The 15742-nt window shown below is 57.6% G+C and carries 14 protein-coding genes; 9 read left to right on the top strand and 5 right to left on the bottom strand.

Annotated features, from left to right (window positions below; translation table 11 throughout):
* Window positions 1–34: 34 nt before the first annotated feature.
* The 4 genes from H7A51_14740 to creB form a co-directional block, all read right to left on the bottom strand.
* Window positions 35–1477, bottom strand: a complete 1443-nt coding sequence (locus H7A51_14740; GenBank protein ID MCP5537476.1) for an alpha-L-fucosidase — start codon at window positions 1475–1477, stop codon at window positions 35–37.
* 65 nt (window positions 1478–1542) lie between these two features.
* A complete protein-coding gene (locus tag H7A51_14745) occupies window positions 1543–2919 on the bottom strand; it encodes a tyrosine phenol-lyase (GenBank protein MCP5537477.1) in 1377 nt (458 codons plus the stop codon).
* A gap of 201 nt (window positions 2920–3120) precedes the next feature.
* Window positions 3121–4554 (bottom strand): two-component system sensor histidine kinase CreC, encoded by a 1434-nt coding sequence (creC, locus tag H7A51_14750; protein MCP5537478.1) that lies wholly within the window; start codon window positions 4552–4554, stop codon window positions 3121–3123.
* Between the two features lie 45 nt (window positions 4555–4599).
* Window positions 4600–5283 (bottom strand): two-component system response regulator CreB, encoded by a 684-nt coding sequence (gene creB, locus H7A51_14755; protein MCP5537479.1) that lies wholly within the window; start codon window positions 5281–5283, stop codon window positions 4600–4602.
* A gap of 124 nt (window positions 5284–5407) precedes the next feature.
* Between creB and H7A51_14760 the strand changes: the two genes are divergently transcribed.
* From H7A51_14760 to H7A51_14790, 7 genes are all read left to right on the top strand, one after another.
* Window positions 5408–6334, top strand: a complete 927-nt coding sequence (locus H7A51_14760; GenBank protein MCP5537480.1) for an FKBP-type peptidyl-prolyl cis-trans isomerase — start codon at window positions 5408–5410, stop codon at window positions 6332–6334.
* 118 nt (window positions 6335–6452) lie between these two features.
* A complete protein-coding gene (locus H7A51_14765; GenBank protein MCP5537481.1) occupies window positions 6453–7136 on the top strand; it encodes a metal-dependent hydrolase in 684 nt (227 codons plus the stop codon).
* Window positions 7137–7157: 21 nt separating this feature from the next.
* On the top strand, window positions 7158–7649 hold the full coding sequence (locus tag H7A51_14770; GenBank protein MCP5537482.1) for a 2-C-methyl-D-erythritol 2,4-cyclodiphosphate synthase: 492 nt from the start codon (window positions 7158–7160) through the stop codon (window positions 7647–7649).
* 8 nt (window positions 7650–7657) lie between these two features.
* Window positions 7658–8353 carry a DNA repair protein RadC gene (radC, locus tag H7A51_14775; GenBank protein MCP5537483.1) on the top strand — a complete coding sequence of 232 codons (696 nt, stop codon included), beginning with the start codon at window positions 7658–7660 and terminating at the stop codon, window positions 8351–8353.
* Window positions 8354–8449: 96 nt separating this feature from the next.
* Complete coding sequence (locus tag H7A51_14780; GenBank protein MCP5537484.1) at window positions 8450–9817, top strand: hypothetical protein; 1368 nt, start codon at window positions 8450–8452, stop codon at window positions 9815–9817.
* Between the two features lie 117 nt (window positions 9818–9934).
* A complete protein-coding gene (locus H7A51_14785) occupies window positions 9935–11380 on the top strand; it encodes an arylsulfatase (protein MCP5537485.1) in 1446 nt (481 codons plus the stop codon).
* Between the two features lie 304 nt (window positions 11381–11684).
* A complete protein-coding gene (locus H7A51_14790) occupies window positions 11685–12368 on the top strand; it encodes a PEP-CTERM sorting domain-containing protein (protein MCP5537486.1) in 684 nt (227 codons plus the stop codon).
* A gap of 167 nt (window positions 12369–12535) precedes the next feature.
* Here H7A51_14790 and H7A51_14795 read toward each other — a convergent pair whose 3' ends face one another.
* Window positions 12536–12868 carry a hypothetical protein gene (locus tag H7A51_14795; protein ID MCP5537487.1) on the bottom strand — a complete coding sequence of 111 codons (333 nt, stop codon included), beginning with the start codon at window positions 12866–12868 and terminating at the stop codon, window positions 12536–12538.
* 197 nt (window positions 12869–13065) lie between these two features.
* Between H7A51_14795 and H7A51_14800 the strand changes: the two genes are divergently transcribed.
* Together H7A51_14800 and H7A51_14805 are read left to right on the top strand one after the other, a co-directional pair.
* Window positions 13066–14421, top strand: a complete 1356-nt coding sequence (locus tag H7A51_14800) for a Gfo/Idh/MocA family oxidoreductase (protein MCP5537488.1) — start codon at window positions 13066–13068, stop codon at window positions 14419–14421.
* 422 nt (window positions 14422–14843) lie between these two features.
* Complete coding sequence (locus H7A51_14805; GenBank protein ID MCP5537489.1) at window positions 14844–15593, top strand: PEP-CTERM sorting domain-containing protein; 750 nt, start codon at window positions 14844–14846, stop codon at window positions 15591–15593.
* Window positions 15594–15742: the final 149 nt, after the last annotated feature.

A 15742-nucleotide genomic window follows, 5' to 3' on the forward strand; every position in this document is an offset into this window, starting at 1 on the left:
GGCTGTCAGATGTCGAGCAACCCGTCCAAGGAGCTTACCAACTGAACTCAAGTGTCAGCGCAAGCTTGGATGGCGGGTCTTGCTGCGGGAGGGAAACGCGGATGGTGCCGTCCTTGGATTGCCATTGCAGCTCACCGTCCACACCTAACAGACGTGCCGTGGCTTTGGCGGGGATCTGGAGTCCGGAAAAACGAATTTCACCCGGGGCCGCCTCACCCTCCGCGAGTTGGTAGATGGCGTATCGTGTTGTCTCGCCCTTTTTCAAAAAGCACACCTTGCCGTCGCGGTAGGGTGCGATGGCGCGGGTCCCGTAAATGCCTTTGCCGTTGACCTGCATCCAGTCGCCCACCTCACTGAGCAGGGTGTAGGCGTCGTCGTCCAAGGCGCCGTCCGGGCCGGGTGCGATGTTGAGCAGCAGGTTGCCACCCTTGCTGACGATATCGACCAGCATGTGGATGGTGTCGCGGGCGCTGAGGTATTTGGCGTCGGGAATCCATGACCAGCTTTCGCCGGCGATGATGCAGGACTCCCAGGGGTAGGGCAGCTCTTTTTCGGGGACCTTGTTTTCGGGGGTGAGGTAGTTTTGGTTTTTCCCGGGGACGGCGCGATCGACCACGATTAGGCCCGGCTGTTTGGCGCGGGCTTTGTTGACCAGCTCGTCCATGCGGATGTCCTGGTTTTGCACGCGCTGGGGTTTTTCGGGATTCATGTTTCGATAGGCGTCACGGATCTCGTCATCGCTGCGTTTTCTCACCCAGCCGCCGTCGAGCCAGAGGATATCGACTTTGCCGTAATCCGTCATCAGCTCCATAATCTGGTTATGGGTGAACTGGACAAACTTCTCCCAGCGCTCCGGGTGGTTCTTGATGCTGTAGTTGGCATTGCGGTCGGGGGTGGCGAAATTGGGCCACCAGTAGTTTTCGTTATGCCAATCCGGTTTGGAGAAATAGGCACCCGTCCACATACCCTCGGCACGGAAGGCCTCGAATATCTCCCTGGTGATGTTCGCCTTCGGGTGGCGATGAAACGGTGTCTGTTTTCCGGTGATTTTATAGTCCGTGTGTTTGCTATCAAACATACAATAACCATCGTGGTGTTTGGTGGTGAAAACGACGTATTTCATACCGGCATGTTTTGCTGCCCTGGCCCAGCGCCCGGGTGCGAATTTCACCGGGTTGAAGGTCGTTTGCAGTGCCTCGTATTTCTTTTTGTAGCGTGTGTAATCGGAGTCTGACTTTCTAACACACCAGCCCTCGTCCTCGGCGCAGATCGACCACGATTCCACAATCCCCCACTGGCTGTAGGCGCCCCAATGCATCATCAGCCCGAACTTCAGGTCCTGCCATTGGTCGAGCTTCGCCAGCGCCGCCGGATCGGTTTCCGGCACATAGCGGGTGATTTCGTGGCCCTGGGCAAAGGCCGCGTTGGAGGAAAGCGCCATCACGGAGACGAGGATGCCCGTCTTGAGTTGTTTCATGGGAACTGGCATACTGGGTAGCTCAGCCGTCGACTCCGTTATGGCAAGTAGATTTCTTATGAAATTCAGATCTGCTCGAAGCGACTCTGGAAGAATCGCAGCACCTCGGGTTCGTAATTGAATTTCAGCCCGCGGATTTGATCCGCTTTTTCCATCACCTCACAGACGCCCTCGCAGGTGACGTCCATGTGTGCCTGGGTGTAGACCCGGCGTGGTATCGTCAGCCGGACAAGTTCGAGTTCGGGCATGTAGTTCTCGCCCGTTTCCTTGTTTCTGCCGGCCGACACCGCACCGCGTTCCATGGCGCGCACGCCGCACTCCTCGTAGAGGGCCGCCGACAGCGACTGGGCGGGGAAATGCTCCTGCGGCAGATGTGGCAGCATGGCTTTGGCGTCGAGGAAAACGGCATGGCCACCGATGGGTTCAACGATGGGCACGCCATTGGCCAGAAGCTGTTCGCCGAGGTATCTCACCTGGCCGACCCGGGCCTTGATATGGTCATCGCAGACACTTTCCTGGATACCCACCGCCAGTGCGGCCATGTCGCGCCCGGCCATGCCTCCGTAGGTGTGCAATCCTTCAAAGACCACCACCATGTTGCAGGCTTTCTGATAGAATTTCTCATCGTTCATCGCAAGAAAACCGCCGATGTTTACCATGGCGTCCTTTTTGGACGACATCGTGGCGGCGTCTGTGAGCTGGCAGCATTCGAGCACAATCTCCCTGATCGATTTGTCAGCGTAGCCCTCTTCGTTTTTCTGGATGAAATACGCATTGTCGGCGACGCGGGTCATATCGTGCACGATCATGATACCGTGTTTATCGCACCAGGCCCTGAGTTCCTTCATGTTCGCCATGCTGATGGGTTGGCCCCCCGCCATATTGACGCAGGTGGCGATGCAGATGTAGGGGATTTTTTCGGCACCCACTTTTTCAACCAGGGCGTCAAGCTTGGCGATGTCGACATTTCCTTTGAAGGGGTGCAGGTTTCTGGGGTCGTGCGCTTCATCGATAATGACATCGACAAAGGTGGCGCCCGCCATCTCCTGGTGGAGCCGGGTCGTGGTGAAATACATGTTGCCCGGCACGTAGTCACCTTGTTTGATGAGAGTCTGGGAGAGAATGTGCTCGGCACCCCGGCCCTGGTGGGTGGGGACGGTGTATTGATAGCTGTAATACTCCTCGATGGTGTCACGGAGGTGATAGAAATTCCGACTCCCCGCGTAGGACTCATCGCCCATCATCAGAGCCGACCACATACGGTCGCTCATCGCGGAGGTGCCGGAGTCTGTTAGGAGGTCGATATAGACATCCTCGCTTTTGAGGAGGAAGGTGTTGTAACCTGCTTCCCTGATGGCGTTTCGCCGGTCCTCGGAGCTGGTCATTTTCAGAAGCTCCACCATCTTTATCTTATAGGGCTCAGCCCATGATCTTTTTTTCATGTTTTGTTACTTGGTTTAATGTTGAGAAGACACAAACCAGAGCCCCCATGGGAAAACGGGAAACCATGGCTCATGCCATGGCGTTTCATCCCTTGGGTCCATCAAACGATGATGAAAATCCAAGTGGCCAAGTGGCCGCATTTAACGGACTGACCGACGCCGGGTCAAGACGGATTTTCAGTGGGGGAAGCGATTGTTGAGCTACGCAACCGGGAGCGTAAGCGTCGCCCGGCAACCGCCTGCGGGGAGGTTTTCGAGCTTGCAGGTGCCATCGTGTAGCTTGGCGGCCTCGCGCACGAGCGGCAGGCCGAGCCCGGTGCCTTTGTGGTCGCTTCCGGGGCGTGGCAGCGAGTAGAAGTGCTCGAAGGCGCGGTCCACGGCATAGTCGGGAATGCCGGGCCCCTGGTCGTCGATCCGGACAAGGGCCTGGTCGTCGACGCGTGAGAGTGCGAGTGTGATCCGGCCTCCGTCGGGTGAGTATCCGATGGCGTTTTCGAGAAGGTTGCCGATGGCGAGCTTAAGCACCATGGCGTCACCTGTTAGTTCGATGGCGGGGGTGATGTGGGCATCGAGCGTGAGGTTTTTTTCGTCCAGGCGCACCTGGGTTTCGTCGACGATTTCCTGGCAGATGTTAGAAAAATGGAGTTTGCGCTGGTTTTCCAGATGCGGTTTGCGCTCGAGTTCGGCCAGTTGGAGCAGATCGCGGACGAGGCTTTCGCTCCGTGCGGTTTCACGTTGGATATTCTGCAGGAACCGCTGCCTTTTTTCGGCGGGCATCTCCTCATCGAGCAATTCCGCAGCCCCTTTGATCGCCGCGAGAGGGCTTTTCAGTTCGTGGGTCAGGGTGGAGACATAGTTTTCGACATAACGTCTGCCCTCGAGGGTTTCGCGCATATCGAAGAGCGCCTTGCCGAGGGTATTGACCTCACGGCCTTTGCCCAGTTCCGGCATGGGTGCCCGCTCGCCCCGTGAGATCGCCTGTGCGTAGTCGGTCAGCCGACCAACGGGTTGAAACAGCCAGATGAACACGGCACCTGTTAGCAGGATGACACCGCCGCCGATCAGGATCGTCGCGGAGAGGATGTCACGGCGGCGGTCGGTGATAAAAGTGAGCACGTCAGCCTGCGCTTTGTAAACGGTGAGCACGGCGACGATTTCATCACCCGACCGCACCGGGGCCGCGACGTAGAGGATGGAGCTGTGTGGATTCTTTTCATCCTCGCGGGACGAGCGGGCGCCGTATTTTCCATTCAGGGTGCGCAGGACATCGTTGTATTGCGAGAGATCCCGGCCTTCGCGCCGGGCGTTGTCGGAGTCGAACAGCACGGTACCCTTGGCATCCGTCAGGTAGGCGTTGAGGCCGATGGTGGTTTTGGTGTGGTTGTGGATCCTTGCCTTGAGCGTGTGTCGCTGGGCGTTGGCGAAGGCGTCGCGGAGGGTTTCCTGGTCCGGCCTGCCCTCCTTGATCTGGCTTTCCATCATACCGGCCATGACGTGGGCGGTATCGACCATCACCTCCTCGGTGGCCTGGAACGTCTGGGCGTCGACATCGTCGAGCAAGTAGACAATCAAGCGGTAAAACCCGAAGCCGATGATGAGGGCAAGGCAGACGAGGGTGACGCGGGTGAGTCGCATTGGAATGAATGAATGAACAATTTCAGAATGAAGAATTGGCGCGGGTCAAACGGCCAAAGTGTAGCCCAGGCCGCGGCGGGTTTCGATGGGGTCACTGCCGTCACCGGTGCATTCGCGGATTTTGGAGCGCAGGGATTTGATGTGGGCATCCACCGTGCGGTCCATGGCGGAGCCGGGGTCGACCCAGGCTTTTTCCAGAAGTTGTTCGCGGGTGAAGATGCGTCCGGGCCGGCTCATCAGGGCGACCAGAAGCTTGTATTCGTGGGCGGTGAGATTCAGGGGTTTGCCATGGCAGGTGATGGTCATGGTATCCGGGTCGTGGCAGAGAGCGCCGTGTTTGCCGCTTTGCTGAGGGGGGGCAACGGCCTGTGCGGGTGAGCGCCGGAGGATGGCACGCACCCGGGCGGCGACCTCGCGTGGGCTGAAGGGTTTGGTGACGTAATCATCGCCCCCGAGTTCGAGTCCGAGGATGCGGTCGATTTCCGAATCGCGGGCCGTCAGGAACAGCACGGGCAGCGTGGATGACTTCCTGATTTCCCCGCACAGGTCGAAGCCCGAGATGTCCGGGAGGCCGACGTCGAGGATGGCGAGATCGTAGTTATCTGCGAATATTTTCAAGGCATCACCGGCGGTGGTGACGTGGGTGACTTCGAAATGTTCGGTTTCCAAGGCGTAGACAAGAGTGTCAGCGATGGAGGTTTCATCTTCGACGAGAAGGACGCGGGGCATGGTGTTATTGTAGGAATTAAACCCGTAATTCCAAACTCCAAATACTCGATTTCGGCGGATTAACCGCTGGACAGGGGCGGGGATGACCCCTAGCTTGCCGTCGCATTACCTCTGTAATCAAATTATGAAAAAGAATAACATCACCTCCGTTCTTGGGGTTATCGGTCTCGCCGGCCTTGTCGGCGCAGTCTCTCTCAGCGCCCAGGATGCTACTCCACCAGTGCCTCCAGCTGCACCCCCCGCCACTCCCGTGGCCCCGCCCGAACCTCCCGCGCCCCAACTGACGGAGGCCGAGGTGAAGGACATCAGTTCCTACATTCTTGGGTTACAGTCTGCCCAGCGATTTGCTGGCTCCGGTCTGACGGCTGAAGACATGCAGACCGAGTCCTTTGTCAAAGGATTCCTTGCCGGACTCAAAGGCGACAAGCCCGAATACCCTGAGGAAAAACTGCGTGCCGCCATGGAAGCCCTTGGTAAGGCGGTCCAGGACCGTGAAGCCAAGAAGGCTGAGGCAAACCTGGCTGCCGGTAACGCATTCCTCGCGGATAACGCCAAGAAGGAAGGTGTCATCACCACCACCAGCGGCCTGCAGTATCAGGTTATCAACAAGGGAACCGACCAGAAATACGTCGCCCCTGCCGATGGTGCCCCAGACGATGGCACCAAGTTCATGGTGCACTACCGTGGCACCTTGATTGACGGCACCGAGTTTGACAAATCGCCCGACGGTGAGCCATTCCCAATGACGCTCCAGGTGATTCCCGGTTTCAAAGAGGCATTGACCACCATGCCCGTTGGTGCCAAGTGGAGGATTTTCCTGCCAGCCAACCTGGCCTATGGTTCCCGTGCGGCCGGCCCCAAGATCGGTGCCAACAGTGCCCTGATCTTCGAACTTGAGCTGGTGGAAATCCAGGCGGCTCCCGAAGCCGCGCCAGCGCCACCAGCGCCGCCCGTTCCTAGCCCGGCCCGTCCAAAGGCAAGTGCCGTGACCCCTCCCGTGCAGGTGCCCGCACCCAAGCCCGCCGAGAACAAGACTGAAAAGCCTGAGTAATCGGGGGTTGCAACCCAACCTATTTTCTACAAGGCTGTCGGGCAGAACCCGGCGGCCTTTTTTCTGTCCCTGGATTCACCCGACTTTCCGCCTGGACACAAACCAACTTATCCGAGCAATGACGAACTTTACCTTTTACGGCCATTCCTGCTTCTCTGTCGAGATTGCCGGGAAAAAGATCCTGTTTGACCCCTTCATCACCCCCAATCCCTTGGCAAAGGGAATTGATGTTGAAAGTATTGAAGCCGATTACATCCTCATCTCACACGGCCACGAAGACCATGTGGCCGATGCATTGGACATCTTGAGACGCACCGGGGCGATGCTGGTATCCAACTTTGAGATTGTGACCTGGTTTGGCCGGCAGGGCATCGACAATGCCCACCCGCTGAACCATGGCGGCAGTGTGCAGCTCCCCTTTGGTAAAGTCAAATACGTGCATGCCGTGCACTCGTCGGTCTTGCCGGACGGCAGCTACGGGGGCAATCCGGGTGGCTTTGTGATCGAGTCGGAGCAGACGCATTTCTACTTCTCCGGCGACACCGCGCTGACCTCTGACATGAAGCTGTTAGGCGAGCTGCATCGACTCGACTGGGCGGTGCTATGTGTCGGCGACAACTTCACCATGGGTCATGCCGACGCGGCGATCTGTGCCGAGTGGATCGGGGTGAAAAAAGTGGTCGGCACCCACTTCGATAGTTTCCCCTACATTGAAATCGACCACGATGCGGCCAAGGCATCCTTCGCAGACAAAGGCATCACCCTCCACCTCCCTAACATCGGAGACTCTCTCGAACTCTGAATTCTTCATTCACCAAGCACTATGTATCGCACCGGAATAGGATATGACGTCCACCAATTTGCCGAAGGCCGCCCGCTCATACTCGGTGGTGTTGAAATCGCACACAGCCACGGGCTGGCGGGTCACTCGGATGCGGATGTCCTTTGCCACGCGATCGCGGATGCGCTGTTAGGTTCGCTGGGTCTGCCCGACATTGGTCATTATTTCCCCCCAACGGATGAATCGATTGAAGGGATTTGCTCGCTGAAAATCCTGGAAAAATGCCGTGAGCTCGGCGACGAGCGGGGTGCGGTGATCCAGAACATCGATTCCTCCCTGATTGCCGAGGCACCCAAGGTGTTGCCACACGCGGAAGCCATGAAAGCCAATATCGCCGCCGCCCTGGGAATCACCCCGGGCCAGATTGGAATCAAGGCGACGACCAACGAAACCATGGGCTTTGTCGGTCGCAAAGAGGGGATGGCAGCCCTCGCATCCGCGATGATTTACCTGCCCGACGAAGTTACCTACTGACCCGACTGATGGCGAAAATCCCTGATTTGCCCGAGCAAGAACGACCGCGCGAGCGCCTGGCCCGCCTCGGGGCGTCGGCACTGAGTGACGCCGAGCTGCTGGCCATTTTCCTGCGTGCCGGTGTCCCGGGAAGCAGTGCCATCGATATTGGGCGCAAGCTGTTGAAAAAGTACGGCAGTATGACCGCCCTCGGCGGCTTGAGTGTCAAGGAACTTTCTAACGAGCAGGGTCTCGGTCCTGCCAAATCCGCCCAGATGATCGCCGCCTTCGAGCTGGGTGCGCGCTGTGCGAAGGAAAAGATGAGCCGCACCCCGATGAACAGCGCCGATGCCATTTACAAGATCATGGCACCGCGACTCGCCCATGAGCAAAAGGAATACGTCCTGATTATATTGTTAGACAGTAAGCTGCGTGCCACCCGTACCATTGAATTGAGTAAGGGGAATGCGGACACCGCCTTGTGTGAGCCGCGCGATGTGTTGCATCACGTCCTGATCAACCAGGCGTCTGCCTTTGTGTTGGTGCATAACCATCCGTCGGGTGACCCCGGGCCGAGCCGACAAGACCTTGTGTTGACCAAAAAGATCCGCGAGGCCTGCGAAGTGATGCGGCTACGGTTTGTCGACCACCTGATCATCGGTCGGCCATCGGACGAGCACGCCAGCCCGTATTATTCGTTTGCCGGAGCGGGGGTGCTTTCCTAGCGTTCCACAGGCAGGCCGGCGGTTTGCCAGGCGTTGAAGCCTTTTCCTAGACAAACGGCTCCGCTGCCATCGTTATGGAAGCAAGCAAAAAGACCTATGATCAAATCATTATCAACCTGGTGCGCGTGTGCGCTGATGGGCCTGTCCGTCGGGCAAGCGAAGGACGTGGCTGAATCCGAAACCGCCACCTGGCTCGATGCCGTCCTGGCGGGGAAAGAGGCAGCGTTACCTGCGGAAACCACCCCGCTGAAGGCCACCGAAGTGAAGGCGGTGCAGACCGAACTCTGGAAAGCCTACACCGGGGCGGCCAAACGCGCAGGATGGGACAAGCAGCTCCTGCCTGTGCCGGAAACCATCGAAAAAATGACCGAGGGCGGGAAAAAACCCAGGCTCCAGGCCGGCAAACTGGTATCCGGCGACAAAACCATGCCCTACCTCTTCATGGCAAAAGGCAAGAAACCCGCCGCAGGCTGGCCGATGTTCATCTGCCTCCACGGCGGTGGCCAGCACAACGTCAAGGAAGCCCACGGCTGGGATGTGAACGACCGCGAGTGGCAGGCCCAGATGAGCCTCACCGCCATGGTCTACAAGCCGGACGGCCTCTATTTCATCCCGCGTATGGCGGACGACCGCCTGGGCCGCTGGTGGCACAAACACAATACCGACATCTTTTCCCGCGTGATCCGCCGCGCCATTCTTTTCAACGACGTGGACCCCAACCGCATCTACATCATGGGTATTTCCCAGGGTGGTTACGGAAGCTGCCACCTGGCGCCCTACATGGCGGACCTTTTTGCCGCGGCCGGCCCGATGGCGGGTGGTATGATGACCGTCACGGAAAACCTCAGGAACCTGCCGCTTCGCTCCGACATCGGCGAGAAGGACACCATGTTCGACCGCATCAAGTACGCCAAGCAACTGCACGCGGCCATCGACGCCCACAAGGCCAGGGACCCCAAGGGATACGAAAATGTGCTGGCCATCCAGGAAGGCCGCGGCCACGGGATCGACTACGGTTTGTCCCCCAGCTGGCTCGCCACCCACAGCCGCAACCCGGACCCGGAGAGGGTCGTCTGGCGCTGCCATGAAAAAGACGGTATCTACCGCGACAGTTTTTACTGGATCTCCCTCACCGACACGCCGGAAACCGGTGAGTTCGAGATTGTGGCCGCCCTGGACAAGGCGAAGAACCTCGTCACCATCACCGCCGGGGAAATGATCCCTGCAAAGGAAAAGGGCGCCAAGCCACTCCGCAAACCCCTCAGCTCGTCCCGGATCGTGGTCAACCTGAACGATGCCATGCTGGACCTTGACAAGGAGGTCACCATCGAGCTCAACGGCAAACAGGTGTTCAATGGCATGGTGCAGCGGACACGCGCCAACATCCTGCGCAACATCGCCAGACGCGGCGACATCAACTACGCCTTCCCCGCCTCCGTCACTGTGGGCGCAATGGTAAAATAATTCCCCTGTTAGGAAAATATCATGGCAATGTGAGGCCCGGCGTGGTCGTATATTCACCAGCATACGACCATGAAAAGTTTAACCATCTATTTAACGACTCTTCTCTCGGGTCTCACGATGCTTCCCTCCGGGGCAGCGGGCGACCCCAAGGGAGCGCAAGCTTCGAAAAGACCCAACATCGTCTTCATCCTCGCCGACGACCTCGGCTATGGGGAGCTTGGTTGTTACGGGCAGGAAAAAATCAAGACCCCGCACGTCGACCAGCTCTGCAAGGAGGGCATGAAGTTCACCCAGCACTACACCGGAGCCCCTGTCTGTGCCCCGGCCCGCTGTGTGCTGATGACCGGCAAGCACCTCGCCCACGCCGAGATCCGCGGCAACAAGGACTCGGGAAACGGGAAGAAATTCCCCGGCCAGTGGCCGATTACCGACCAGGCGCTGACCATCGCTGAAGTTTTGCAAGCAGCCGGTTACACGACCGGTGCTTTTGGAAAATGGGGTCTTGGTCCCGCAGGCTCCAGTGGCGACCCTAACAAACAGGGCTTCGACCGCTATTACGGCTTTATTTGCCAGCGCAACGCCCACAGTTATTACCCGCCCTATCTGGACAGTGATGGCAAGGAAATCACCATCAACAAAAACCCGGTTCCCGGTCACCAGAAAAAGCCGACGGGTGAAATCATCGCCGACGACTACCGCGCCGAGAACTACGCCGGCGATCTGGTGCTGGCCGAAGCGCTCAAGTTCATCGACGCCAACAAGGACCGTCCCTTTTTCCTCTACCTTCCGTTTATCGAACCCCACGTCTCCATGCATCCGCCGCAGGAATGGGTCGACCGTTATCCCAAAGAGTGGGATAAAAAACCCTACCGGGGCACACGCGGATACATTCCCCACCCACGCCCACGGGCAGGTTATGCCGCGATGATCTCCGATCTCGATGAGCATGTTGGTGCTGTCATGGACCGACTGAAAAAGTATCACCTGGAGAAAAACACCCTCGTCATTTTCACCTCCGACAACGGCGCTACCCATGATGTCGGCGGGGTGGACACCACCTTTTTCAACTCCGTGGCAGGTCTGCGCGGACTCAAGGGCAGTTGCTACGAAGGTGGAATCCGGGTTCCCTGCATCGTGCGGTGGCCTGGCCAGGTCGCCGCCGGAAGCAGCACCGACGCCGCCAGCTATTTCCCCGACTGGTTTCCTACCCTTGCAGAAATCGGCGGGGGCAGGATGCCTGCTGAAAAAACCGACGGTGTCAGCCTGACAGAACTCATCAAGGGCGGGGAAATGCCCAAGCGTCACGAGCCGATGATCTGGGATTTCCACGACTACGGCGGTATCATCGCGATTCGTGAAGGAAAATGGAAAGCGCTCCGCCGCGGGCTGTTAGCGAAAAAAGGTCCGGGTAACTGGGAGCTTTACGATATTGATGCTGATCCAAACGAAAAAAGCAACCTCGCCAACAGCCATCCCGAGGTGGTGCAGCGTCTGGAAAAAATCTGGCTCAAGACCCGCATCCCCGAGCCAGACTTCCCCGTCCCGCTAATCGACAAAAAGTAGGACTAAAGTAGGACAGCTTTGCAAGCTGTCGGCAGGATGAGAGCAAAGGATCAGTGACATGGCCAGCCGACAGCTTGCAAAGCTGTCCTACCGCCGGAATTCCACCCCGCCTCCCGGAAGTGAGCCTAGATGGTAAACCGGGGAGTTTTCCCTCCCCGAATACCGTGGTATAAAAAAATCAAAAAAACCCTTGACCTGGTGGTTTTTTTATTTAGGAACGACACTACAGGTTCGGATTGTGTTGCGTGTGATGGCATGCATCTGAGAACCACAAGCCAAACCAATAACAAGCCAAACCAATATGATGAAAAAAACAACACATACCCATTTGTTCACCCTGGCCGCGAGCTTCTCCCTTGCCGTGGCCGCCCAGGGTGCCGTTCTCTACACGGCCGATTTTACAGACGGCCTCAACCCTTTTAATGGAGGGTCGGTGTCCGGCGGCCAATACTCTACTGCTGACCAGTATAACGCGCAGGTTGTCACGCCCAATCCTGGCGTTCCGGGGGGCGATGTCATCACCTTGGAGTTTGATGTCACCTATCAGGCGGATGGAAGCCCCAACTTTTACGGGGGCTTGGAGAACGACACCAGCCGCACTAACTTCGTCCCCGGCCAAATAGGGATACAAAACTCCGATTGGAGACTGCGCGATTTTACGGGTGCGTCGACGCTTGTCGCCCATGGCCTGACCACGGGTGGTACGAACCGCACGGATCGTTTCCGGCTTGTCTATGATTTCACTGCTGGCACGATGGCTGCGTCATTCGACGATGGTGCCGACGGCTCGGGCTGGGCTGCCATTACCACCATCAATACGAACTTCACAGGAGATGAGTCCAATGTGACAGGTGTGTATCTGCGCGGAGGTTCTGGAACGGCTGTGTTTGACAACCTGCTCGTGTTTGACAATACGGTAGTGCCCGAGCCCGCCTCCGGCACGCTGCTTCTGCTCGCCGGTGCCTTCCTCATGCGCCGCCGTCGCTAACAGGAAAACCTTTACCGATCACAAAACACTACCGGGAAACCGGTGGTGTTTTTTTGTAGTCGTATCCCTGAAGAAGCAGGTCAAAAAGTAGGACAGCTTTGCAAGCTGTCGGCAGGATAGGGGCAAAGGATGAGTGATATGGCCAGCCGACAGCTTGCAAAGCCGTCCTACTTTCGATACTCCACCCCGTCCTCCGGGGTGAGTTGGAGGTCGAACACCTTGTCCCGGCTCCATGGCCGTGGTGCGTTGATCACCCGGTTACCTGTCACTTTAACGTCCGTGCAGCGGCGGAGGATGAAGGGCGGTTGCTTCCACGCCTTGTAGTCGTTGTTATAACGAATGGTGTTGTTAGAAAAAACAAGCCCCCGCGTGGAGATGGCGAAGACGAGCGGCACGTCGAAGGTATCAAAGCGATTGCCCTCGATCCTCAGATGGCGGTGGTAATAGTCCGTCTGCCCCTTGAGGTCGGGGACCCCCCGGGAAAACTGAGATGATCGCATTGGTCGCACTACAGCACAGACCTTTCACCATTTCACCATGGTCCTTTTACGATGCAATCAGAGACATGTCTGAAGGTCGCTTTCATACAATGGGTTCTGCACCGTTCAATGGCCGTGGTCATGATGGACCGCGTGTGGAAATCATTTTTCAGAAAAAACTTGAGCTGCTGCTAATCGTGTCTATAGATACCAAGCGTATGAGAGGTCATTTAAACCGCCGAAAATTCATCGGCACAATGGGGCTGGCCGCAGCAAGTGGCGTGGTGCCAACACTCGGGGCATCCGCCCATAAGAACAGTAAGCTCCGTATCCTTCAAGTAGGGGTTGGTGGCATGATGGGGGGGGTGGACAGGCAAGGCCTGATAGGACATCCCAAAGTGGAGTTCGCCGGTCTCTGTGACATCAATAAAAACAATCTCGATGCCGTCAGCAGGCAGATCCCGAAGGCAAAAACCTACTCCGACTGCCGGGACGCCTACGAAAAGGATCTTGACGACTACGATGCCGTCCTGATTTGCACCCCGGACCACGCCCACGCGCTGTTTGCCCTGCACGCACTGGCCAATGACAAACATCTCTTCCTGCAAAAACCCGTCGTGCACCAGCTGGAGGAAGTCGGCATGCTGAAAAAAGCGCTCGCTGCCAAACCCGGCCTGGTCACCCAGATGGGCAACCAGCGCTCGGCCCATACCGGTAGAAACCAGGCAATCGCGATCTTGAAATCCGGCACCCTGGGCAAGGTCAAATCAGCATGGGCCTGGATCAATCACACGATGGAGCGATCCCGTTTCGATCAGGCATGGATCGAAAAATACCCTGTTACCAACCCCATTCCCAAACACATGAGCTGGGATCTCTGGAAAAACGGCTGCAAGGAGAATGTCCCCTACAGCGATGACTTAACCCACATCAAGTGGCGCAGTTACTGGGAGTTCGGCAGCGGGGATTTAGGCGACTGGTGTTGTCACCTGCTGGACATCATCTACCTCGCCCTGGATCTCGATGTGCCGATTGCCGTGCAGACGGATACCCCCATGGCATCCAACGCGGTCGGGCACTCGACCTATAACCATTCCCGCATCACCTTCAACCCAACCGCCTACACAACAGCTGGAAATTTCATCGTCCACTACAGCGATGCCGCCCACCCGCCGTGCGCGCAAACCGGCCTGCCACCCGGAACCAGATTCGGCAATTGTTACACCCTCTTCGCCTGCGAGAACGGGACCCTTGTGGTCAGTGCCGACGGCGATATCAGCATTTTCCAGAATGGTAAAAAGGTGGACCTGCCGCGCCCTGAGGTGGCTGGCCACAGCCATTGGCATGACTGGGTGGACAACTGCCTGGGAGCTAAAAAGGAACTGCTCGGTCGACTTGACCTCGGGGTCCGCGTGACCGAAGCGGGGCAGCTCGCGGTCAAGGCAACCCGCTACCCGAACCGTGAGCTGGTGTGGAACTCGAAGGAGTGCCGCTTCAAAGACGACCCACCGAACAAAACAATTCTAAGGCGCAGCTACCGCGATGGCTTTAAACCGCCGGCGGAGTTTATCTAATCACCCGTTTGATGTTTTCCTGCCATCCGGAAGCTCCCCGGCCACTGTAGCTTTCCCCCCTCCGAACACCTTGACCCCTACCCCTGGGCGATCAAGCTCGGGAGATGTTAACAAAGAGAGTTTTGATGAGACCGCGAAATACGCGAAATACGCGAAATTTTCCTATCCTGATACCTTACACAGAGCGACTCTCGATGAGGGTTTCGGTAAGATCTGTAGAAATGCACCTGAAAACATCCTCTTTTTCGCGTATTTGGCGTATTTCGCGGTAAAAAAAACCTCCGATCGCCTGGCCTTGACCCCCCCAAAAAAAACCTTGACTGGAAACGTGTCTATGTTTTAGAAACGTCTCTGAAGGTTTGAATTGTGTCGCATACGATGGCACACACCCATAAACCAAACCAAACCAAACCAAACCAACCATGAAAACAACATCCCGCACACAATCCATGCTTCTGGCGTGTTCCGTAGCCGCGTCTGGCGCGGCATTCGGCGCCACGAGTTTTACCGATGCCTTCACCGGCGGTGCTTCCGCCAACTGGGATAACCCCGCTGCCGCCGATTATACAAACAACGATGCCGCGTTCCAGGGCGCTGATGGAAATAACCGCACCTACCTTCGCACGACGGCCGCCGACTACAACACCGTCGATTTCGTCGCCACAATCGATCTGACCCGCGGCAACGGTAGCGGCGGCTCGGGCTGCTCCTTCTTTGGCATCGGCAATGGCGAGGGAACGGCTTCCGCTCCTCCCTACTGGGGCGAGCCCACCTCGGGAGAAGCCATCCTCATCCGGCTCAACACCAATGGCTGGAGCAGCAGACTCGGTGATATTTACCAGAACTACTCGGCAACCGGTTTTACGGACCCCAACAACGCCGTGGCAGCCGACACCCCTCTTTCGATCCAGATGACCTACGTGGCGGCCACCGGCACCGCGACCTTCGTCCTGGACACCGATGGAAACGGGTTTGACGGGTCGGATCCCACCTATTCCCAAAGCAACACGAACCTGACCCCAACCACTTCCCGCATTTTCTTCGGCGGGAGCTATGGAACAACGGGCGGGTCCGTTGGCGACAACTTCTCGGTCACCATCATCCCGGAACCCTCCTCTGCGGCCCTGCTCGCCCTGGGCGGCCTCGCCCTCCTGCGCCGTCGGCGTGGGTAGTATGTCCGCTACGTGGGGTTTGCAAGAACCGCATGACACGTTGATTCACAAATAGCCCCGGTTCATGGAAGTGAACCGGGGTTCTGGCAGCGGGTTTTAGCAGCACTATGGGACGAGCAGCACCATGGGACAGACCTTTAACGACGTTT

This window comes from Akkermansiaceae bacterium (genome assembly GCA_024233115.1).
In the GTDB taxonomy this organism is placed as follows: domain Bacteria; phylum Verrucomicrobiota; class Verrucomicrobiia; order Verrucomicrobiales; family Akkermansiaceae; genus Oceaniferula.